Source organism: Bradyrhizobium sp. UNPF46 (assembly GCF_006658625.1).
Classification (GTDB): domain Bacteria; phylum Pseudomonadota; class Alphaproteobacteria; order Rhizobiales; family Xanthobacteraceae; genus Bradyrhizobium; species Bradyrhizobium nitroreducens.
Genome location: NZ_LFJB01000101.1, coordinates 1 through 21,154, shown reverse-complemented (window position 1 = coordinate 21,154; position 21,154 = coordinate 1). Strand labels below are relative to the sequence as shown.

At 65.4% G+C, this 21,154-nt stretch carries 13 protein-coding genes and 1 pseudogene; 8 read left to right on the top strand and 6 right to left on the bottom strand.

What is annotated here, in order from left to right:
- Nucleotides 1-179: 179 nt before the first annotated feature.
- Nucleotides 180-590: a GFA family protein gene (locus UNPF46_RS33395; RefSeq protein WP_142252912.1), complete on the bottom strand. Its 411-nt coding sequence runs from the start codon at nt 588-590 to the stop codon at nt 180-182.
- 66 nt (nt 591-656) lie between these two features.
- Nucleotides 657-1,289 carry a LysE family translocator gene (locus tag UNPF46_RS33390; protein WP_100175925.1) on the bottom strand — a complete coding sequence of 211 codons (633 nt, stop codon included), beginning with the start codon at nt 1,287-1,289 and terminating at the stop codon, nt 657-659.
- Nucleotides 1,290-1,507: 218 nt separating this feature from the next.
- Here UNPF46_RS33390 and UNPF46_RS33385 point away from each other — a divergent pair, with 218 nt between their 5' ends.
- Nucleotides 1,508-3,304, top strand: a complete 1,797-nt coding sequence (locus tag UNPF46_RS33385; RefSeq protein WP_181770233.1) for an adenylate/guanylate cyclase domain-containing protein — start codon at nt 1,508-1,510, stop codon at nt 3,302-3,304.
- Between the two features lie 192 nt (nt 3,305-3,496).
- Nucleotides 3,497-6,256: a di-heme-cytochrome C peroxidase gene (locus tag UNPF46_RS33380; protein WP_142252910.1), complete on the top strand. Its 2,760-nt coding sequence runs from the start codon at nt 3,497-3,499 to the stop codon at nt 6,254-6,256.
- A 134-nt stretch (nt 6,257-6,390) separates the two neighbouring features.
- On the opposite strand, the gene UNPF46_RS33375 is transcribed toward UNPF46_RS33380, so the two are convergent.
- Nucleotides 6,391-7,338: an alpha/beta hydrolase gene (locus UNPF46_RS33375; protein WP_100175928.1), complete on the bottom strand. Its 948-nt coding sequence runs from the start codon at nt 7,336-7,338 to the stop codon at nt 6,391-6,393.
- 219 nt (nt 7,339-7,557) lie between these two features.
- Here UNPF46_RS33375 and UNPF46_RS33370 point away from each other — a divergent pair, with 219 nt between their 5' ends.
- Together UNPF46_RS33370 and UNPF46_RS33365 are read left to right on the top strand one after the other, a co-directional pair.
- Nucleotides 7,558-8,028: an Hsp20 family protein gene (locus tag UNPF46_RS33370; protein WP_174718818.1), complete on the top strand. Its 471-nt coding sequence runs from the start codon at nt 7,558-7,560 to the stop codon at nt 8,026-8,028.
- Between the two features lie 230 nt (nt 8,029-8,258).
- Nucleotides 8,259-9,029, top strand: a complete 771-nt coding sequence (locus UNPF46_RS33365) for an alpha/beta fold hydrolase (protein ID WP_142252909.1) — start codon at nt 8,259-8,261, stop codon at nt 9,027-9,029.
- A 143-nt stretch (nt 9,030-9,172) separates the two neighbouring features.
- Here the strand turns inward: UNPF46_RS33365 and UNPF46_RS33360 are convergent, their stop codons facing one another.
- Nucleotides 9,173-9,976 carry a hypothetical protein gene (locus UNPF46_RS33360; protein ID WP_142252908.1) on the bottom strand — a complete coding sequence of 268 codons (804 nt, stop codon included), beginning with the start codon at nt 9,974-9,976 and terminating at the stop codon, nt 9,173-9,175.
- 492 nt (nt 9,977-10,468) lie between these two features.
- On the opposite strand from UNPF46_RS33360, the gene gltB reads away from it, so the two are divergent.
- On the top strand, nt 10,469-15,214 hold the full coding sequence (gltB, locus tag UNPF46_RS33355) for a glutamate synthase large subunit (RefSeq protein WP_142252907.1): 4,746 nt from the start codon (nt 10,469-10,471) through the stop codon (nt 15,212-15,214).
- A 157-nt stretch (nt 15,215-15,371) separates the two neighbouring features.
- Nucleotides 15,372-16,823: a glutamate synthase subunit beta gene (locus UNPF46_RS33350; protein ID WP_100175933.1), complete on the top strand. Its 1,452-nt coding sequence runs from the start codon at nt 15,372-15,374 to the stop codon at nt 16,821-16,823.
- Nucleotides 16,824-16,991: 168 nt separating this feature from the next.
- Here the strand turns inward: UNPF46_RS33350 and UNPF46_RS33345 are convergent, their stop codons facing one another.
- The gene (locus UNPF46_RS33345) at nt 16,992-18,749 is read right to left on the bottom strand and encodes an outer membrane beta-barrel protein (protein ID WP_142252906.1); all 1,758 of its coding nucleotides are present in this window, start codon (nt 18,747-18,749) and stop codon (nt 16,992-16,994) included.
- A gap of 193 nt (nt 18,750-18,942) precedes the next feature.
- Between UNPF46_RS33345 and UNPF46_RS33340 the strand changes: the two genes are divergently transcribed.
- Nucleotides 18,943-19,950, top strand: a complete 1,008-nt coding sequence (locus UNPF46_RS33340) for a KpsF/GutQ family sugar-phosphate isomerase (RefSeq protein WP_100175935.1) — start codon at nt 18,943-18,945, stop codon at nt 19,948-19,950.
- Nucleotides 19,951-20,102: 152 nt separating this feature from the next.
- On the opposite strand, the pseudogene UNPF46_RS33335 reads toward UNPF46_RS33340, so the two are convergent.
- Nucleotides 20,103-20,661, bottom strand: a pseudogene (locus UNPF46_RS33335) (carboxymuconolactone decarboxylase family protein).
- A 72-nt stretch (nt 20,662-20,733) separates the two neighbouring features.
- On the opposite strand from UNPF46_RS33335, the gene UNPF46_RS33330 reads away from it, so the two are divergent.
- Nucleotides 20,734-21,123, top strand: a complete 390-nt coding sequence (locus tag UNPF46_RS33330; protein ID WP_142252905.1) for a winged helix-turn-helix transcriptional regulator — start codon at nt 20,734-20,736, stop codon at nt 21,121-21,123.
- The last annotated feature ends 31 nt before the right edge of the window (nt 21,124-21,154 follow it).

Below are 21,154 nucleotides of genomic sequence, written 5' to 3'. Positions count from 1 at the left end.
AGTGCGAAGCGGTTTTCCGGAAAGATCATGCGCAAACAACAACCTAAAGCGCGATGACGATTCATCCAAATCTCATCGCGCTTTAGAGCTTCGGTTCTGATCGAATCAGAACCGAAGCTCTAGATTCTTGTTTTGACGCGTTTTCTTCACGCGAACCGGTGTCCACTTCGCTCAACGCTCTAGGATTTCGGCTCGTAACCCGGCACCCATTTTTCATGCTGGGGCAGATCATCCTCGATCGTCCACCACGGCGCGCGTGACGAGGTGAAGACGTGCAGGCGGGGCCTGACTTGCGGATCATCGTCGAGCAGGCCGGCGGGAATGCTGACGGTCGGCAGATAGCTTGCCTTGCCCGGCGTCAGGCAGCCGCAAACCTTGCAGCGATGGCGGAAACTGCCCGGCGCGGATTCGTAAGCCACGGTCGCGTCCTCGCCCGCCACGAAGCGAAACTTGTCGGCATCGACATGGGCGTAGGTTGCGAAGGCCGCGCCGGTCAGCTTGCGGCAATTGGTGCAGTGGCAGTGCGTCAGCGCGCGCACCTGATCGATCTCGAAACGCACGGCGCCGCACAGACAGCTTCCACGAATCATCAAGACCTCCCCCGCGCGACCTCTCCTGGGCCGATTGCGCTCCGAGCCTCATTCGTTCGAATGAGACTACCGCGTCTCCAGCATGGCGACGCGGATGCCGAGATAGATGAAGAGACCGCCCAGCGCGCGATTGACCCAGGCGATCGCGCCTTCGGACTGGCGCAGCCGGTGAGCGGCTTTCGCCGCGAACGCCGCCAGCACCAGGCACCACAGCGTTCCCGTGAAGATGAAGATCAGGCCCAGCGTCAGGAAGGCGATCGGCTTGTGCGGCGAATCGGCTGCGACGAATTGCGGCAGGAAGGCCAGGAAGAACAGCGCGACTTTGGGATTGAGTGCGTTGGTGAAGACGCCCTGGAGGAAGACCCGCCGCAGCGAGCTCCGCTCGGCTTCATCCTTCACCGCCGTCAGCACCGGCTGCGACCACAGCATCTGCAATCCCGTGACGACCAGATAGGCCGCGCCGACCAGCTTCAGGATCGAGAAGGCGGTGGATGAAGCCATCAACAAAGCCGAAAGGCCGATCGCTGCGCCAGCAACGTGAACAAAGCAGCCGCAACTGATGCCGAATGCGGCGGCGGCGCCGCCCCGCCAGCCCATCTGCATGCTGCGGCCGATGACGTAGACCGAGTCCGGCCCCGGCGTGATGTTGAGCAGCACGCCCGACAGGATGAACAGCCAGATTTCGTGAATGCCCAACATATGTGACGTGCCCTCACCGTCGGCCCCGGCGCACGGCTTAGTCGGTTCGTCCCTCTCCGTCCACCACCGGGATTGCGGAGGATTTACCTCGAATTTGCAATGCGGATCCTACTATCGCTCGGCCGCATCTGCTCTATAAAGGCAAGGTTCTTGAAATGCGGGATTCGAGGCGACCGCCACGTCGTGGCCGGTCTGTCCTCCCTTGGAGCTCCGAGAATATGGAAAGACGTCTGGCTGCCATCGTCTGCGCCGATGTCGCCGGCTATTCGCGCATGATGGGCAGCGACGAGGCCGGCACCCATGCCGCCTTCAAGGCTCATCGTGCCGCGATCCACCCCATCATTCTCAATCACGGCGGCCGCGTCGTGAAGAACACCGGCGACGGCTTCCTGCTGGAGTTCCCCTCCATCGTCGGCGCCACCGAGGCCGCGATCGCGATGCAGACGCTGATGGCGGAGCGCAATCACCATCTTCCCGCCGACCGCGCCATGCAGTTCCGCCTCGGCATCCACATGGGCGACGTCATCGCCGACGAGGACGAGGTGTTCGGTGACGATGTCAACATTGCCGTCCGGCTGGAATCGGTGGCGAGCCCCGGCGGTTTCGCGATCTCGGCCAAGGCCTATCGCGAAGCCGGCAAGCATCTCGCCGTGCCGCTGGTCGATGCCGGCAACCATCGCTTCAAGAACATCAAGGATCCGCTCGGGGTCTTTACCTGGACGCCCGAGGGCGCACCGGCGCTCGCGCCCGAGCTCCGGGAGGCATCCACCCTCTCGCAACAATACCGCACCGCGATCGTCGGCGTGCTGCCCTTCGCCAATCTCAGCGACGCCCAGGACGAATATTTCTCCGACGGCCTCACCGAGGATCTGATCCACGCGCTGTCGCTGCAATCATTCTATCGCGTGCTGAGTCGCAACTCGACCTTCGCCTTCAAGGGCAAGAACACCAGCACGCGCCTGATCGCGCGCGAGATCGACGCCACCTATCTGATCCAGGGCTCGGTGCGGCGCGCCGGCGCCAAGATCCGCGTCACCGCCGAGCTGATCGCCCCGGAGACCGGCGAGCAGCTCTGGACCGGCCGCTACGACCGCGACATCGGCGATCTCTTCGCGATGCAGGACGAGATCACCACCAATTTGTCCGCCGCCATCGCCACCGAGATCGTCCGGGCGGAAGCCTCGGCGCCGGCGCGGCTCTCGACCGACGTGACCGCCTGGGACCGCTTCCTCAAGGGCCTGTCGCATTATTACAGGCAGACCAAGGAAGACCTGGCCGCCGCGGTCGACCTGTTCCGGCAGGCCATCAGGCTCGATCCAAAACTGTCGATTGCGCACGCCTATCTCGCCACGATCCAGATCCAGAGCATCCAGTTCGGCTGGGTCAAGGGCACGCGCGAGATGTGGGCCGAGGCGATGAGCCTCGCCGAAACCAGCGTCCGGCTCGACCCGCGCTCCTCCTTCGCGTTCTCGATCCTGTCATGGGCTCATGCCATGGAGGGGCATTACGAGGCCGCGATGGACGCTGCCAAGCGGGCAGTCGCGCTCAACCCTTATGACAACGGCGCACGCGGCGTGCTCGGCATCTGCCATTTCGTCATCGGCGAGCACCGCGAGGCGATCGAGCTGTTCTCGATGGCGGCGCAGCGCGACAACAGCGACCCGCGCTATCAATGGGCGGCGCTGAACGCCTTCAGCCATTATTTGTTGCGCCAATATGACGCGACCCTGTCATGGGCGCGCGAGCAGCTTTACGTCAACCCCAACCACATGCAGGCGCTGGCGATCCGCGCCGCGGCCCTGGCCCAATTGGGGCGGACCGCCGAGGCGAGCGAGGCAACCTCGGTGCTGATGCGCAATTACCCGACCCTCAATCTCGATCGTCACTTGCGCAACTTCCATTGGAAGAAGCCCGAGAATCTCGCCCATTATCGCGAGGGGCTGCTGAAGGCCGGCGTGCCGCTCGGCAAGCTGACCCTGGTCCAGAGCGACGTCAAACGCGCCGCCGAATCCTGACGGGCGGGCCGCGAGGCCCCCGGTCGGTCCCGCATTCTTGGCCGGAACACGCCCGCTTTTGTTGACAGGACAGTGAATTCGGCCACACTTCGCCACACGCTCAAGTAGTATAGCTTGCTGTCGGTTTGTTAGGACTTTCCGCGCTTGATCGGCGCGCCATTTCACGATTCGCCGTTTTCAGGATTTTGGGCCATGCATGACCCCGCTTCGAAACCGCCATTCACCCCCTCGATCCAGGTCTCGCCGAACAATCCCTGCCCGTTCCTGCGCGGCCTCGTCGGCGAAGGCTTCGTCGAGGGCGGCACTGTCCCGCTCGGCAAGCTGTCCGAGACGATCGCGAATGCGACCGGCGAGACCGGGCTGAAAAAGGCCTCTGCTCGCTTCCAGGTCCGCGGCGTGGCGCTGATCGCCAACGGTCTCGGTCACATCCTCAAGAGCATCTTCTCGGGCGCACAGCTCGACGCGCTGCGCGGCGGTCCGCTGGACAAGCGCGGCGCCGGCTCGCGCATCCTCGGCGTCGACGGCAAGGTCAACGAAGACGAGATCGCGCGGTTCGCCAGTTTCGGCCGGACTTACACCGACCCGAACGGCGGCTCCGAACCGGGCCTCAACGCCTCGGAAATCGACGTCTTCATGCGCGACAACCTCAAGCGCGCCGGCAGCGCCGCGCGCTGGTACTACCCGCTGCTGATGAAGTTCGAATGGCCGATCCTCCTGAAGATCATCGGCAAGGGTACGGGCGAGGATCGCTATCTCAGCGTCGCCGACGTGCGCACGCTGTTCAACGAGCGCCAATTCCCCGCGCGCATCAACCAGCTTCTGGTGCCGCCGGCGCTGTCGACCTGCCAGCGCGTGGTGCGCGGCGCCCTCAAGCTTGCAGCCTGGCTGATCGCCATCGGGCTCGTTGGCCTCGTCGCGGTGGCCGAATTCCCCAACCAGGTCCGCGCCATGCTGCCGCAAAAGGGCATCCTGGTGAACCTTCTGCCGCCGCCCTTGCCCACGGTCCCCGCGACGAAGGCAGCTTTCTGGCTCGACCAGAACTGGTCGCTGAAGGATCGGCACTGGTTCCATCATGCCAGCCAGGGTACCGCGACCTTCCCGGTGCCCTATGAATGGTTCATGGCGCTGGAGCAGCCGCGCCTGCATCTGCTCTCGAAGCCGGGCATGATGAAGGACAGCGCCTATCTCGAACGCTTCGGCTTCATCCCGAGCCCGCAGTCGATCCAGACCGACACGACGACGTTGCGCCGCTTCGGTTACGCCAACGTCTATGAGACGACGCAGGTGCCGGATTGGTCGACCAGGTGGACGCCGGCGGAGAACGTCGACGGCCTGCCGGTCGGCTTCGCGCGGATGACCGGCGTCGTCGATCCCGCGACCGGCCGTCGCGAGGAGGACAAGATCGGACTGACCTGCTCGGCCTGCCACACCGGCCAGATCCATTACCAGGGCGTGGACGTCCGCTTCGACGGCGGCCCGGCGATGACCGACCTCAAGAAGCTGGAGCTCTCCACCGGCCTGTCGATCGCCTACACGCTGTACGTCCCGTTCCGCTTCAACCGCTTTGCCGACCGCGTGCTCGGCCCTGACGCCAGCAAGGCGGACCGCGCCGCGCTCAAGCAGAAGCTCAGCGCGATCGGCACATTCCTGATCGACTGGGCGAAGACCCAGCAGAAGACGGTTGAAGGCAAGAAGACCTGGAACGGCAGGCAGCAGCAGGACACCGAGGAAGGGTTTGGCCGCCTCGACGCTCTCAATCGCATCGGAAACCAGGTCTTCTCGCAGGACCTCGCGCTCAGCGGGGTCAAGGGATTCGAGAAGAACCTGCACGCCCAGGATGCGCCGGTCAGCTACCCCGCGATCTGGACCGTGCCCTGGTTCAAGTTCGCCCAATATGACGCCTCGATCGAGCAGCCGCTGATCCGCAATGCCGGCGAAGCGCTCGGCGTCACCGCGCTGCTCAATCTGTCCGACGCCTATCCGGAGGACCGGCTGTGGCGCTCTTCGGTGAACATCAGGACGCTCGGCTGGATCGAGGACATGCTCCGAGGCCCCGATCCGTTCAAGTCGCCCGATCCCAAGAAGACGTTCGGCGGCCTGCGTTCGCCGCAATGGCCGTCGCAGATCCTCGGTGACGCCTGGAGGATCGATCAGAAGAAGGCCGAAAATGGCCGCAAGATCTACGAGGAGATGTGCTCGGGATGTCACCTGCCAGCCGTCAACACCGACGCGTTCTGGTCCTCGTCGCATTGGGAGCCGAGCGGCGACAGCAAGGTGCTGAACGCCGTCACGATCCCGCTCAAGGAGATCAGCACCGATCCCGAGCAGTCGCTCGTGCTCAGCAACAGGATCGTCGATGTGCCCAGCTTCCTGAAGGTGAACACGGCCGACCTCCAGACATGGTGGCAATGCGACATCCCGACCGCGAGCAAGTCGCCCAATGAGATGGTCTATGCGCTCGGCCTCATGACGGTGGTCGATCTGGTCGCCCGCAAATGGATGGACGACGAGAAGGTCCCAGAGGCGGAACGCGCCAAAATGTGGAATCTGGCGCGCAAGAACTGTCTCAATCCGGCGCCTGATCCGCGCTATCGCGCGCGGCCCCTGAACGGCATCTGGGCCACGGCGCCCTACCTGCACAATGGCTCGGTGCCCTCGCTGTATTGGCTGCTGAAGCCGGCGAGCGAGCGCCCGACCAAATTCTGCATGGGCCGCCGCGACTATGATCCCGTGACCGTCGGCTTTGCCGTGACCGCAAACGAGAAGTGCAAGACGGGCGAAACCGAGTTCTCGGCAATGGGATCTGACGGCCAGCCGATCCAGGGCAACAGCGTGCTCGGCCATTCCTTCGAACGCAAGCCGGGCGAGCCGAAGCGCGACGGCGTCATCGGCCGCGAGTTCAAGGACGATGCCGAGCGCTACGATCTGATCGAGTATCTGAAGACGCTGTAGGGCGACCAGAGATCTTCGTCGCCGTCATGCCCGGGCTTGTCCCGGCCATCCACGTCTTGCTCCGCGGCACAAAGACCGTGGATGCCCGGGACAAGCCCGGGCATGACGGAGTTTGCAGCACCTGACGCGCCCCCTCACTTGAACAGCGGCGTGCCCGGCACGAAGGCGTCGAAGGCGGCCCAGAACTGGGAGCGGTAGCGGTCCTGCTCCTGGAGGATCTCGTGCTTTGAGCCGGCGATCACCAGATGGGAGCCGGCGCGCAAATGATAGGCGAACTCCTCGATCGCCGCGGTCGAGACCACGGTGTCGTTGGAGGCCGCCAGCATCAGGATCGGCTGGCGGATCTGCGAGGGATAGTTCACGCCCTTGAAGGTGTGCATCGCCCGGAAGGCGGTATCGGCCCAGGCAACCGTCGGCGATGCCAGCCCGAGGGTCGGGTCCTCCTCCAGGATCGCGGCATTGCGTGCATAGCGGACGGGATCGCTGGTCACGGGATTGTTGATGAAGGGATCGAGCCCGGTGATGCGGTCGCTGCCGCCGGGGACGTAACGGCCGCCCTGCCCGAGCAGGCGCATCGTCTTCAGCAACGCACGCACCGGAAACGAGGTGGTGCGGCCGGGGAGGTCGATCATCGGCGCCGACAGCACCATGCGGTCGAACCAGCGCTTGCCCGCATGCGCGACCCGCAGCATGACCGTGCCTCCCATGGAGTGCGCCAGCGCGAAGAACGGTGGCGGGCAATCCGGCAGCACCACCTGCTGCACGAAGGCCTCGACGTCGATCTCGAAATCGGAGAAATCGCGGACATAGCCCTTGCGCGGGTCGCGCAGGCGGCGCGAGGAGTGACCCTGCCCGCGCCAGTCGATCATCGCCACCGCAAAGCCGCGGTCGCGCAGGTCGCGCACGGTCTCGAAATATTTCTCGATCTGCTCGCTGCGCCCGGTGAAGACGCAGACCGTGCCCTTGCGGCCAGCCGGCGGCGCCCAGCGCGCAAAGCGCAGCTCGACGCCATCGGGGGTCTTGATGGTGCCGCTGACGACGTTTTCGGGAACGGGGTTGGACGGGATCGAGACCAGCGTCATATTGGAGGTGCTTGGGCGGCAAGTGCTGCAAATCAAGGGGCCAAAGCGCCGAAAAGGCGCAAATGCCGCCCTCTTGAACGCCGTCTCGCTCCACCCATATCACCTTCGTGCAGGCCGCTACCAGTGTTTCGGAACCGGAACATCAGGCTGCACACAGACGAAAGCCCGGCCCGATTGGCGGGCGGGTTGCCAAACAGTCGCTCAATGGAGGACTTGACCATGCGTAGCTACGATCTCACCCCGTTTTATCGTTCCACCGTCGGCTTCGACCGCCTCTTCAACCTGCTCGACCAGGCCAGCTCGGACGGAAGCCCCGGTTATCCCCCCTATAACATCGAGCGTACCGGCGAGAACACCTACCGCATCACCGTTGCGGTTTCGGGCTTTGCCAAGGACGAGCTCTCCATCGTCGCGAAGGAAAATACGCTGACGATCAAGGGCGAGAAGGTCGCCAACGAGAACTCGAAGTCCGAAGTGCTGTATCGCGGCATCGCCGCCCGCGCCTTCGAGCGTGCCTTCCAGCTTGCCGACTTCGTGCAGGTGAAGGACGCCTCGCTCGAGAACGGTCTGCTTCACGTCGATCTCGTTCGCGAGATTCCCGAGGCGAAGAAACCGCGCCAGATCGCGATCAATACCAGCGCGCCGAAAGCGCAGGTGATCGAGAACTCGGCCGCGCAAGCCGCCGCGTAAATCCCGCGTCACTTCCAGGTTTGAGAAAACGCCCCGGTGCCCCGGGGCGTTTTTTTCGTGCGCGGAAGGAATACCGAACGACGGACATTCCATACCTTGCCGGAGCTCAACGATTGCGAACGGCGTAGCCGAATTATTGCGCCGCATCACAGAGCGGTGAACCGGCGTAACCACACCGCCCTGCGCCTCGTCATTTGGATATCGAACCCAAAACAAGACGGAGAACGACCATGACTTTCTGGCGCAGCCTTTTCGTCGCCGCGAGCCTTTTGGCAGCCCCCCTCAGCCTCGCTCACGCACAGACGCCGCAAACGGTGAAGGCGAAGAACGTCGTGCTGGTGCACGGCGCCTGGGCCGATGGCTCGAGCTGGTCGGAGGTGATCCCGATCCTGCAGGCCGCTGGCCTGCACGTGACCGCCGTGCAGAATCCGCTATCGTCGCTTGCGGACTCGGTCGAGGCGACCAAGCACGCGCTGGCCGAGCAGGACGGACCGACCGTGCTGGTCGCGCATTCCTGGGGCGGCACCGTGATCAGCCAAGTGGGTACCGATCCGAAGGTGACCGGACTCGTCTATGTCGCCGCCCGCGCGCCCGATGCGGACGAGGATTTTGTCGCGCTGTCGAAGCAGTTTCCGACCGGTCCGGTGCGCGCCGGCATTGTCGAGCGCGATGGTTACACCAAGCTCTCGGAGGACTCGTTCCTGAAGTATTTCGCCAATGGCGTGAAGCCGGAGCAGGCCAGGGAGCTCTACGCGGTGCAATGGCCGACGGCCGCCTCGATCTTCGCCGGCCGCACCACCGAGGCGGCATGGCGCTCCAAGCCGAGCTGGTACGCGGTGTCGAAGAACGACTACACCATCAATCCCGATCTCGAACGCTTCCTCGCCAAGCGCATGAACGCCACCACGATCGAGCTCGATGCCGGCCACCTCTCGCTGGTCTCGCACCCGAAGGAAGTCGCGAATCTGATCCTGGAGGCTGCGGGGTATCCGCGGAGCTGAGGAACGATCGCCTCATGCAACAAAGGCGCCTGAGCATTCTCAGGCGCCTTTTGTTTTGTTCAGCTTCCTCCCCGCTGTCGTTCCTGCGAACGCAGGGACGACAGCGTGGGTGGGGCCAGCACCGTCGCACCACACCCGCAGGACTAATCCAGCCCCTGTGCAGCCGGCATCTCCTGCGTCGGCAGGATCGTCGGGGCCGGCTTGGCCTGGCCGACGGTAGGAGCCGGGGCCTGCGGGGCCGCCTCCGCGGGCTTTGCCTGCGCGGCTGCGGTCTGCTGTGGGGCCTGAGGCGCTTGCACCTGCTGCGGCGCGGGTTCCGCCGGCTTGGTGGCGGCAACCGGCGTCTCGCCGCGTCGCGGGGCGGCCTTGGGCAGCGGCACGGTGCGGCTCGCGACATGCGGGATCGCGGCCGGCGGCCGCGGCGGACCGCTGCGGATCACGGTCGGCGGCGGCAGCGCGGTCTGCGGCCCATACGGCGCGACCGCACGCTCCTCGTAGGGCGGCGCCATGCCGTAGGCGTCGGCGGCGGGCATGAAGCGCAAAATCCGCCCGTCGCGAGCATCGATCACCAGCCGACCGTCGTCGCCGCGGCGGTCGATCACCGCGATGGTGTAGACATTGCCGCGCAGGCGCGGGATGCCGAGCGGCGAGAAGCCGTTGTCGCGCAGCACGGCATAGACCTCGGTGGCCGGCAGCAGCGCCGGCGCCGGGCCGCCCTCCTCGTAGCCATAGCTGTAGCCTTGGCCGTAACCGTAGCCTTGGCCGTAACGAGGCGGCGGGGGCGGCGCGGCTTCGCCCGGCGCATAGGGACCGTCGAAATCCGACACCGCGATCACCGCCCCTCTCGCGATACCGCTTGCGGGAACTTGGGCCGAAACCTGCTGCTGCCCGGCGCTCATGGCGAGTGCCAGCGTGGCGGCAGCCACACAACCTGTGAAAAACTTCATCGATCGACACGCTCCTGTCAGGCCCCCGAAGCCTCGCGCTCTTTCGCTTCTTGCGGCGTGGCGCGCCTTCCGAAGGGTTGATCCGAAGCTTCATCCGGGATTCCGGCGTCCACAGGGCCGGATCGGGGCGCGTTTGCCTCAAAACCGGGACTGCGCAACTTTTGGAAAGCGATCGATTGACTTATCGGGAATCGGGACTTCCGCGCGCTTGTGTGATAGACAAAAATTTGGCAAGGTGATGGTTAGGACAGGAAGACTGTCTCATTTTGCTTGCGGTTCCCGGCATAGGGATTGCAGCGAAAACCGGTGCTTTCGAGCACCATAAGGCAACGGGCAAAGCCGTTCTCGGGGACGAAGAACGCCTTGGCCCGAATTTAAGAAAATGCGGCTCGCGAGTGGACGAGCGGTGACCCAGAGGCGGGTGCCGCGGAACGCCCAAGGTGCGCCGCTGATGGCGGTGAGACAGCTTGCCGCACGGAGAGGACAGGAACAATGAACGGGTCGCAATTCGAGCGCGCAAACATCGTGGCAGAACAGCTGTCGGCGACGGTCGCCTCGAAAACGACCGATCCGATCACCTCACCGATTCAAGAGCACAATTCGCGCCCCACAGCCGAAGGCCTGTACGATCCGAGCCTGGAAAAGGACTCCTGCGGCGTCGGCTTCATCGCCAACATCAAGGGCCAGAAGTCGCACGCGATCGTCTCGGACGCGCTGAGCATCCTCTGCAATCTCGAGCACCGCGGCGCCGTCGGCGCCGACCCGCGCGCCGGTGACGGTGCCGGCATCCTGGTGCAGATCCCGCACGCCTTCTTCAGCCGCAAGGCCAAGGAGCTCGGCTTCACGCTGCCCGCGCCGGGCGAATACGCCATCGGCGCGCTGTTCATGCCGCGCGACACCGCCTGGCGCAACGTCATCAAGAGCATCATCGCCGACCAGATCAAGGAAGAGGGCCTGACCCTGCTGGGCTGGCGCGACGTGCCGACCGACAATTCCTCGCTCGGCGTCACCGTGAAGCCGACCGAGCCCGCCTGCATGCAGGTGTTCATCGGCCGCAACGGCACCGCCAAGACCGAGGACGAGTTCGAGCGCCGGCTCTACATCCTGCGCAAGTCGATCTCGCAGGCGATCTACCAGCGCCGCGACCGCGGCCTCGCCGGCTATTACCCCTGCTCGATGTCCTGCCGCACCGTGATCTACAAGGGCATGTTCCTGGCCGACCAGCTCGGCAAGTACTATCCCGATCTGCACGAGAAGGACTTCGAGAGCGCGCTCGCGCTGGTTCACCAGCGCTTCTCGACCAACACCTTCCCGGCCTGGTCGCTGGCGCATCCCTACCGCATGATCGCGCACAACGGCGAGATCAACACGCTGCGCGGCAACACCAACTGGATGGCGGCACGCCAGGCCTCGGTGAGTTCCGAGCTCTACGGCAAGGACATCAACCGGCTCTGGCCCATCTCCTATGAGGGACAGTCGGACACCGCCTGTTTCGACAACGCGCTCGAATTCCTGGTGCAGGGCGGCTACTCGCTGCCGCACGCCGTCATGATGATGATTCCGGAGGCGTGGGCCGGCAATCCCTTGATGGACGAGAAGCGCCGCGCCTTCTACGAATATCACGCCGCGCTGATGGAGCCGTGGGACGGTCCCGCCGCGATCGCCTTCACCGACGGCCGCCAGATCGGCGCCACGCTCGACCGCAACGGCCTCAGGCCGGCGCGCTATCTCGTCACCAAGGACGACCGCATCGTGATGGCGTCCGAGATGGGCGTGCTGACGATCCCCGAGGACCAGATCATCACCAAGTGGCGCCTGCAGCCCGGCAAGATGCTGCTGGTCGACCTCGAGCAGGGTCGTCTCATTCCCGACGACGAGATCAAGGCCGAGCTTGCCAAGAGCCACCCCTACAAGGAGTGGCTGGAGCGGACCCAGATCGTGCTGGAGGAGCTGCCGAAGGTCCCGACCACAGGCGCGCGCTCTAATCTGTCGCTGCTCGATCGCCAGCAGGCGTTCGGCTACAGCCAGGAAGACATCACCATCCTGATGACGCCGATGGCGGCCACGGGCGAAGAAGCCGCGGGCTCGATGGGCAACGACACGCCGATCTCGGCGCTGTCGGACAAGGCCAAGCCGCTCTTCACCTATTTCAAGCAGAACTTCGCGCAGGTCACCAACCCGCCGATCGACCCGATCCGCGAGGAGCTGGTGATGAGCCTCGTCTCCATCATCGGACCGCGGCCGAACCTGTTCGACCTGCAGGGCATGGCCACGACCAAGCGTCTCGAAGTGCGCCAGCCGATCCTGACCGACGCGGACCTGGAGAAGATCCGCTCGATCTCCGACGTCGCCGACACCCACTTCAAGTCACGCACGCTGGACACCACCTTCCACGCCGGCCTCGGCGCGGCCGGCATGGACCAGGTGCTCGACGAGCTTTGCGCGCGCGCGGAAAGCGCGGTGCGCGAGGGCGTCAACATCATCATCCTGTCCGACCGCATGGTCGGCACCGATCGTGTGCCGATCCCGTCGCTGCTGGCCTGCGCCGCCGTGCATCATCATTTGATCCGCACTGGCTTGCGCACCTCGGTCGGCCTCGTCGTCGAATCCGGCGAGCCGCGCGAAGTGCATCATTTCGCCTGCCTGGCCGGCTACGGCGCCGAGGCGATCAATCCGTACCTGGCGTTCGAGACCATCATCGCGATGAAGGACCGCCTGCCCGGCTCGCTCGACGACTACGAGATCGTCAAGCGCTACATCAAGTCGATCGGCAAGGGCCTTCTCAAGGTGATGTCCAAGATGGGCATCTCGACCTACCAGTCCTATTGCGGCGCGCAGATCTTTGACGCGGTCGGCCTGAAGGCTGATTTCGTCGCAAAGTTCTTCGCGGGAACGCATACCCGCGTCGAGGGCGTCGGCCTTGGCGAGATCGCCGAGGAAGCCGTGCGCCGTCATGCCGACGCGTTCGGCGAGGCGCAGGTCTACAAGACTTCGCTCGACGTCGGCGGCGAATATGCCTATCGCAGCCGCGGCGAGGACCACGCCTGGACCGCCGAATCGGTGTCGCTGCTGCAGCACGCCGCGCGCGGTAATTCGCAGGAGCGCTATCGCGCCTTCGCCAAGATCCTCAACGAGCAGTCGGAGCGCCTTTTGACGCTGCGCGGCCTGTTCCGGATCAAGAACGCGGAGGAGGAGAAGCGCAAGCCGATCCCGATCGACCAGGTCGAGCCGGCCAAGGACATCGTCAAGCGTTTCGCCACCGGTGCGATGAGCTTCGGCTCGATCTCGCGCGAGGCGCACACCACGCTCGCGATTGCCATGAACCGGATCGGCGGCAAGTCGAACACCGGTGAAGGCGGCGAGGAAGCCGACCGCTTCAAGCCGATGCCGAACGGCGATTCCATGCGCTCGGCGATCAAGCAGGTCGCCTCCGGCCGCTTCGGCGTCACCACGGAGTATCTCGTCAACTCCGACATGATGCAGATCAAGATGGCGCAGGGTGCCAAGCCCGGCGAAGGCGGCCAGCTGCCCGGCCACAAGGTCGACGCGACCATCGCCAAGGTGCGTCACTCGACCCCGGGCGTCGGCCTGATCTCGCCGCCGCCGCACCACGACATCTACTCGATCGAGGATCTGGCGCAGCTGATCTACGACCTCAAGAACGTCAACCCGACGGGCGACGTTTCGGTCAAGCTCGTCTCCGAGATCGGCGTCGGCACGGTCGCCGCGGGCGTCGCCAAGGCCCGCGCCGACCATGTCACCATCGCGGGCTTCGAGGGCGGCACCGGTGCATCGCCCCTGACTTCGATCAAGCATGCCGGCTCGCCCTGGGAGATCGGCCTTGCCGAAACCCACCAGACCCTGGTGCGCGAGCGGCTGCGCAGCCGCATCGTGGTCCAGGTCGACGGCGGCTTCCGCACCGGCCGTGACGTCGTGATCGGCGCGCTGCTGGGCGCCGACGAGTTCGGCTTCGCTACCGCGCCCTTGATTGCGGCCGGCTGCATCATGATGCGCAAGTGCCATCTCAACACCTGCCCGGTCGGCGTCGCGACCCAGGATCCCGTGCTGCGCAAGCGCTTCACCGGCCAACCCGAGCACGTCATCAACTACTTCTTCTTCGTCGCGGAAGAAGTCCGCGAGATCATGGCCTCGCTCGGCTTCCGCAGCTTCAACGAGATGGTCGGCCAGGTTCAGCTGCTCGACCAGACCAAGCTGGTCGCGCACTGGAAGGCCAAGGGCCTCGACTTCTCCAAGCTGTTCGTCAAGCAGAAGGAAGAGAAGGGCCAGAAGATCTATCACTCCGAGCGCCAGAACCATCATCTGGAAGCCGTGCTCGACCGCACGCTGATCGAGCAGGCCAAGCCTGCGCTCGACCGCGGCGCGCCGGTGAAGATCGAGGCTGCGATCAACAGCACCAACCGCTCCGCCGGTGCGATGCTGTCGGGCGCGGTCGCCAAGATCTACGGCCACGCCGGCCTGCCGCACGACACCATCCATGTCAGCCTCAAGGGCACCGCCGGCCAGGCCTTCGGCGCCTGGCTCGCCCACGGCGTCACCTTCGAGCTCGAGGGTGAAGGCAACGACTATGTCGGCAAGGGCCTCTCGGGCGGCAAGATCATCGTCAAGCCGCCGAAGAACTCCGCGATCGTGCCGGAAGAGAGCATCATCGTCGGCAACACCGTGATGTACGGCGCCATTCAGGGCGAGTGCTACTTCCGCGGCATCGCCGGCGAACGCTTTGCCGTGCGCAACTCGGGCGCGGTCGCCGTGGTCGAGGGCGCGGGCGATCATTGCTGCGAATACATGACCGGCGGCATCGTGGTCGTGCTCGGCAAGACCGGGCGCAATTTCGCGGCCGGCATGTCCGGCGGCATCGCCTATGTGCTCGACGAGACCGGTGACTTCGACAAGCTGTGCAACATGGCGATGGTCGAGCTCGAGCCGGTGCTGTCGGAAGAACTGATCAACGCCGGCACCTATCACGCCAGCGGCGATCTCGAGGCCCATGGCCGGGTCGACGTGTTCAAGGATCTGCTCGCCTCCGACGTCGAGCGGCTGCACGTCCTGATCACGCGCCATGCGAAAGCCACCGGCTCCAAGCGCGCCGCCGACATTCTCGCCAATTGGAAGGACTGGCTGCCCAAATTCCGCAAGGTGATGCCGGTCGAGTACCGGCGCGCGCTGCGCGAAATGGCCGCCAACGCGGACGCCGAGCCGAAAATCGCGATCGGGGCGTAAGAAAAAGGCCCTCATGGTGAGGAGCGCAAGGCGCGTCTCGAACCATGAGGTCAGCATCCGGGCCTCTATCCTTCGAGACGCGGCGCGAAACGCGCGCCGCTCCTCAGGATGAGGAGTGAGAGAACAAAGAACTTAAGCGGCAGGGACTTCGGGTTTAATGGGCAAGATCACGGGTTTTCTGGAAATCGAACGGCATGACCGCAAGTACACCCCGGTCGCCGAGCGCGTGAAGCACTACAAGGAATTCGTCGTTCCCCTCTCCGAGAAAGAGGTGCGCGACCAGGCGGCGCGCTGCATGAACTGCGGCATTCCCTATTGCCACGGCACCGGCTCGGTCGCGCCCGGCACGCCCGGCTGCCCGGTCAACAACCAGATCCCCGACTGGAACGACCTCGTCTACCAGGGCAATTGGGAAGAGGCCTCGCGCAATCTGCACTCGACCAACAATTTCCCGGAGTTCACGGGGCGCATCTGCCCGGCACCGTGCGAAGCCTCCTGCACGCTGAACATCGACGACAACCCGGTCACCATCAAGACCATCGAATGCGCGATCGTCGACCGCGCCTGGGACAATGGCTGGCTGAAGCCTGAAGTCGCTGCGGTGAAGACCGGCAAGAAGGTCGCCGTGATCGGCTCGGGTCCGGCCGGCATGGCCTGCGCGCAGCAGCTCGCCCGAGCCGGCCACGACGTGCACCTGTTCGAGAAGTACGCCAAGGCCGGCGGCCTGCTGCGCTACGGCATCCCCGACTTCAAGATGGAGAAGGGCGTCATCGACCGCCGCGTCAAGCAGATGGAAGGCGAAGGCGTCACCTTCCACTACAACAGCCATGTCGGCGCTGACGGCAATGTCGATCCGCGCGAGATGCTCAACGAGTACGACGCCGTGGCGCTGACCGGCGGCGCGGAAGCCCCGCGCGACCTGCCGATCCCCGGACGCGACCTCGCCGGGATCCACTACGCCATGGACTTCCTGCCGCAGCAGAACCGCCGCGTCTCCGAGGAGCCGCTCGGCGGCGTCCAGGAGATTCTTGCGGGCGGCAAGCACGTCGTCGTCATCGGCGGCGGCGATACCGGATCCGACTGCATCGGCACCTCGCTGCGCCAGGGCGCGCTCTCGGTGACCCAGCTCGAGATCATGCCCGCTCCCCCTGAGCGCGAGAACAAGGGCCTGACCTGGCCGAACTGGCCACTGAAGATGCGGACGTCCTCCAGCCAGGCCGAAGGCGCGGTGCGCGAGTTCGCCGTGCTGACCCAGAAGTTTTCCGGCGAGGACGGAAAGGTCAAGAAGCTGCACTGCGTCCACGTCGACGACAAGTTCAAGCCGATCGCCGGCACCGAGTTCGAGCTCGAGGCCGAGCTCGTCCTGCTCGCCATGGGCTTCGTCCATCCCGTGCACGAGGGTCTGCTCAAGCTGCTCTCGGTCGAGCTCGACCCGCGCGGCAACGTCAAGGCCAACACGCTCGACTATCAGACCTCGCGCCCGAACGTGTTCACCGCCGGCGACATGCGTCGCGGCCAGTCGCTGGTGGTCTGGGCCATCCGCGAGGGCCGGCTGTGCGCCCGGTCGATCGATACATTCCTGATGGGGAAGACGGATCTGCCGCGGTAGGGTCTGTCATTCCGGGGCGCGCCACTTGGCGCGAGCCCGGAATCCATCAGGCCCCAGCACTCATGGATGAATGGATTCCGGGCTCACGCTTCGCGCGCCCCGGAATGACGATCGGAGAGAGAGCCGTGCCTTCGGCTTTGTCTCATGAGACGCGCAAGCGTACCGCTCTCAATTCTGCAGCCTCACCCCCACCAACACCACCGTCCCCTGCGAGCTCGATCCCGCCTGGTTCGAATCCAGGATGTCGTGGCGCAGCGTGCCCTTGACCCAGATGTTGCGGTTGAGCTTGTAGATCAGATTGCCTTCGAGCGAGTAAGTCTTGTCGTTGCGGTTCTGGCCTTGGTAGTCGAGCGTGCCGTAGGTGAACTTGCCGATTGCGGTGAGCCAGCGGCGGAAATCGTGATCGACTTCGGCCGCGTAGGTGCGCACCAGCACGCCCGAGGAGCCGGGGACCGTGGTCTCGGCGATCTGCGTGTCGGTGACGAATTTCACCGTGGTGAGGCCGCTCGCGTTCCAGATCAGCGAGCCCGAGGTCAGGAAGCCCGACAGCTGGCTGAGACGCGGATCGGTGTAATTGCGCGCGGAATAGCCGACCGAGATCTCGCCGGTGAGGATGCGCGAGAACTCGAAGGACGAGCCGACCTTGGCGTAGCCGCCGTTCGAATCGCGCAAGTAGCCGTTGCGGTCGGCGGCCTGGTCGTGGACGCGGGTGTCGCCCTGGATCTCGACGAACGGCTTCAGGCCCGGCTTGAGGTCGTAGGAGAAGCGCCCGATGCCGCCATACTGGTTGAAGTCGCGATCGTTGTTGCTGAAGGTCGAGCCGTCAGTGAGCTTGGAGTCCGTGTAGGCGGTGCGATCGACCGTGGCGCCGGCGGCGACCTGGAAGCGATTGAAGGTCTGGTCGAAGCCGACAGTGGTGCCGTAGGCGGCGTAGACAGGATATTTCTGCAGGCCGGCCTGCACGTTCGGGCTGCCGGGATTGTCGGTGGCAAGGCGCAGGCGCAGCTGCGAGGTCAGCTTGAGATCGCGGTCGACGTCGAGGCGGCCGTCGACATGGCCGGTGAAATCGGGGCGATTGATCTCGACCGGCGAGGGGGAAGCAAAACCGTCGATCGTCGCCGGCATGTTGTTGGTGTAGCCGGAGAACGAGCCGCGCAGGTCGGCGACCAGCGCGTGGCGCTCCCAGTCGGACGCGACCAGAAGATCAGGCGCAACGACGAAGACCGGTGATCCCACCGGCTTGTTGAGGCGCGCCGGATTGGTGTCGTAGCCGGTGGAGAGTTCGAGCCCGCCCTTGATCAGGAAGCTGCCGGCATAGTCGCCGACGGCGCCGAACGGATCGTCATCCGCCTTGAGGCGGCGACGCAGCGGCTGGCCGGGCACGGTGCCCGCCATCGCCGCCGGCACCGGCGCCTTGTTCGCGGAGGCCGATGGCGGCGGCGCGATCTTGGGCAGGCCGAGCGTGGACGGCGGCGGCGCTGTGGTCGGCACCGGCGAGCCGGGACCGGCCGCGCGCTTCGGCTTCGGCTGGCCCGGATAGAGCTTGGGTTGCTGCCGCTTGCGGTTGAGCGAGTCGTAGCCGGAGCTGCTCGCGCCGGTGGCGGCAGGCAGGCCGTAAGTCGGGACCTGACCGATGCGCGAGGTTGCCGGTGTCTGCTGCCGCTTGCGCGGATCGGCACTGGGATCGGGCAGCGCCGGCAGCGCATCCGACGGCGCCTGCGGCACGCCCGCCGTACGCCGCGTCGGCAGCGTCTCTGGCGAGGCGAAGCCGCCGCGGTTGGGATTGAACAGGTCGGGCGTGAGGCTCTGGGCGCCTGCGGGAGCGCTTCCGAGGGCCGTCAGCGCGAGACCCGGCACAAGGCACGGCAAAGCGGCGCGCAGGAATTGCGCGCGTTTGCTCCGGCCGGTGCCTGGAGACGACCCCACGATGGAATAACTCCAACGAAATCAAACACTTTCACGACCATCCCCACGACGAGGCGGGAACCATCGTTAATGGAGTTAAAACAATTATGGTTAATGACCCGTTGAGGGTCTTGGCGCGCGCGTCGCTTCCGGAGGCGCGGCGTGCTAAGCAGGCGCCGACCGGGCGAATGCCCCCTCCTCCCTGGACCAGAACATGCCGAGTTCGAAACCGCTGATGACCGCATCATCCGGACCCATTCCCGACAGCGTCGAATCCGCGCTCCGCACCCTGGAGACGGAGAGCGGCGGCATCAACGCGCTCGCAGCCGCACTGCGCGGCCCGCTTGGCGAGGCGTTTGCCAAGACCGTCGACCTGATCCGCAACGCCAAGGGCCGCGTCATCGTCACCGGGCTCGGCAAGTCGGGCCATATGGGGCGCAAGATCGCCGCGACGCTGGCCTCGACCGGCACGCCCGCCTTCTTCGTGCACGCCGCCGAAGCCGGTCATGGCGACCTGGGCATGATCACCACCGACGACGTCATCATGGCGCTGTCCTGGTCCGGCGAGCAGCCGGAGATGAAGAACGTCGTGAATTATTCCGCGCGGTTCGCGATTCCCATGATCGCGGTGACGTCGAACGCGGCGTCCTCGCTGGGACAAGCCGCCGACATCGTGATCGAGCTGCCGAAGGCGCGCGAGGCCTGTCCGCACAATCTGGCGCCGACCACCTCGACCATGATGCAGGTCGCGGTCGGCGACGCCATCGCGATCGCGCTGCTCGAAGGCCGCGGCTTCACCGCGCTCGAGTTCGCGCATTTCCATCCCGGCGGCAAGCTGGGCGCGATGCTGAAATTCGTCCGCGACTACATGCGCACGGGCGCCGAGATTCCGGTCAAGCCGCTCGGCACCATGATGTCGGAGGCCGTGGTCGAGATGTCGGCCAAGGGTCTCGGCTGCGTCTGCATCGTCAACGACGCGAGCGAGGTCGCCGGCATCATCACCGACGGCGATCTGCGCCGCCACATGCGCCCGGACCTGCTGACGGCATCGGTCGACGAGATCATGACGAAGCAGCCGAAGACGGTGCCGCCCTCGATGCTCGCCACCGAGATGATCGAGGTGCTGAACACCCGCAAGATCACGACGCTGGTCGTGACCGAGGCGGGCAAGGTGGTGGGCATCGTGCATCTGCACGACCTGCTGCGGGCCGGCGTGGCGTAAGGTTTACCCGTCATCCCGGGGCAGCGCGAAGCGATGAGCCCGGGATCCATCGGGCCGCGGGGTTTCTGTCGCTATGGCTTCCGGGCTCGCGCCAAGTGCGCGCCCCGGAATGACGGTGTGCGTGTGGCCTGCAACTGCCTCCCCATCGTCGGTTAGAGCGCAGCCGGAAACCGCGCCGCATTCTCCTCCAGCGGCAGTTGCAACCCATTCGCCAGATACGACACCGTGCGGTAGAAACCGCACAAGAGCATGATCTCCAGGATCTGCGCCTCGTCGTAGTTCACCGACAGAGCGGCAAACTCCTCGTCGCTCAACGTCGCGCGGCGATGCAACGCGTCGACCACCGCGATCAGCGCCTGCTCGGCCGGCGACCAACAGGGTGACGTCGCATCGCCCTGCACGGTCGCCCTGATCTCTTCCTCAGTCAGCTTCGCCGGCCCGGCGAAGATCGCGATATGGACGCCCCACTCGTACTCGCATCCGTTCAGCGCGCAGGTGCGATCGATGACGATCTCGCGCTGACGCAGGGAGAGCGGGCCGGGATCGAGCAGGCCGCCGGCCCGAAACTTGTCCCAGGCACGGGCTGTGGCCCGCCATCACACGGAACAGCATCAGCGGCGGCGCGCCGCGCATGATGCGATCGAACTGCGCCTGGATCTCCGGGGGATAAGGCGGCGCGAGCGGGGCAATGCGCGGTATGGCTTCGGACATGGGCCAATTCCTTTGCTACATTTATCGTAGCAAGACGCTACACTATCTGTAGCGACACGCAAGGGACCGCCGATGGCGAAACAGGCCGACTCCAAGACACATAGCGTCCGCGGCTCGCGCACGGGCCGCCCGATCATGGTGCTGCTCGACCTGCTCGGCCGGCGCTGGAGCCTGCGAATACTCTGGGAGTTGCGCGGCGAGCCCCTCACCTCCCGCGCCTTGCGCACCGCCTGCGACGACGCCTCGCCCACGGTGCTGCAGGCGCGGCTGACGGAGCTGCGCGAGGCGGGCTTCGTGGAGCTTGAAGAGGGCGGAGGTTATGGGCTGACGGCGCTGGGGCGGGACTTGTGCGAGATGGTCATGCCACTGCACCGCTTTGCGGAGCGGTGGAAGAGCTCGTCCCCCTCTCCCCGCTTGCGGGGAGAGGGTCGGGGTGAGGGGGGGCCTCCGCGCAGACGGTGAGAGACGGACTCGCGGAGACTCCCCCTCACCC

What these genes read in the sequence shown, in the direction of transcription:
- UNPF46_RS33395 (WP_142252912.1), bottom strand. Translation starts at nt 590, where the DNA reads ATGATTCGTGGAAGCTGTCTGTGCGGCGCCGTGCGTTTCGAGATCGAT.
- UNPF46_RS33390 (WP_100175925.1), bottom strand. Translation starts at nt 1,289, where the DNA reads ATGTTGGGCATTCACGAAATCTGGCTGTTCATCCTGTCGGGCGTGCTG.
- UNPF46_RS33385 (WP_181770233.1), top strand. Translation starts at nt 1,508, where the DNA reads ATGGAAAGACGTCTGGCTGCCATCGTCTGCGCCGATGTCGCCGGCTAT.
- UNPF46_RS33380 (WP_142252910.1), top strand. Translation starts at nt 3,497, where the DNA reads ATGCATGACCCCGCTTCGAAACCGCCATTCACCCCCTCGATCCAGGTC.
- UNPF46_RS33375 (WP_100175928.1), bottom strand. Translation starts at nt 7,338, where the DNA reads ATGACGCTGGTCTCGATCCCGTCCAACCCCGTTCCCGAAAACGTCGTC.
- UNPF46_RS33370 (WP_174718818.1), top strand. Translation starts at nt 7,558, where the DNA reads ATGCGTAGCTACGATCTCACCCCGTTTTATCGTTCCACCGTCGGCTTC.
- UNPF46_RS33365 (WP_142252909.1), top strand. Translation starts at nt 8,259, where the DNA reads ATGACTTTCTGGCGCAGCCTTTTCGTCGCCGCGAGCCTTTTGGCAGCC.
- UNPF46_RS33360 (WP_142252908.1), bottom strand. Translation starts at nt 9,976, where the DNA reads ATGAAGTTTTTCACAGGTTGTGTGGCTGCCGCCACGCTGGCACTCGCC.
- gltB (WP_142252907.1), top strand. Translation starts at nt 10,469, where the DNA reads ATGAACGGGTCGCAATTCGAGCGCGCAAACATCGTGGCAGAACAGCTG.
- UNPF46_RS33350 (WP_100175933.1), top strand. Translation starts at nt 15,372, where the DNA reads ATGGGCAAGATCACGGGTTTTCTGGAAATCGAACGGCATGACCGCAAG.
- UNPF46_RS33340 (WP_100175935.1), top strand. Translation starts at nt 18,943, where the DNA reads ATGCCGAGTTCGAAACCGCTGATGACCGCATCATCCGGACCCATTCCC.
- UNPF46_RS33330 (WP_142252905.1), top strand. Translation starts at nt 20,734, where the DNA reads ATGGCGAAACAGGCCGACTCCAAGACACATAGCGTCCGCGGCTCGCGC.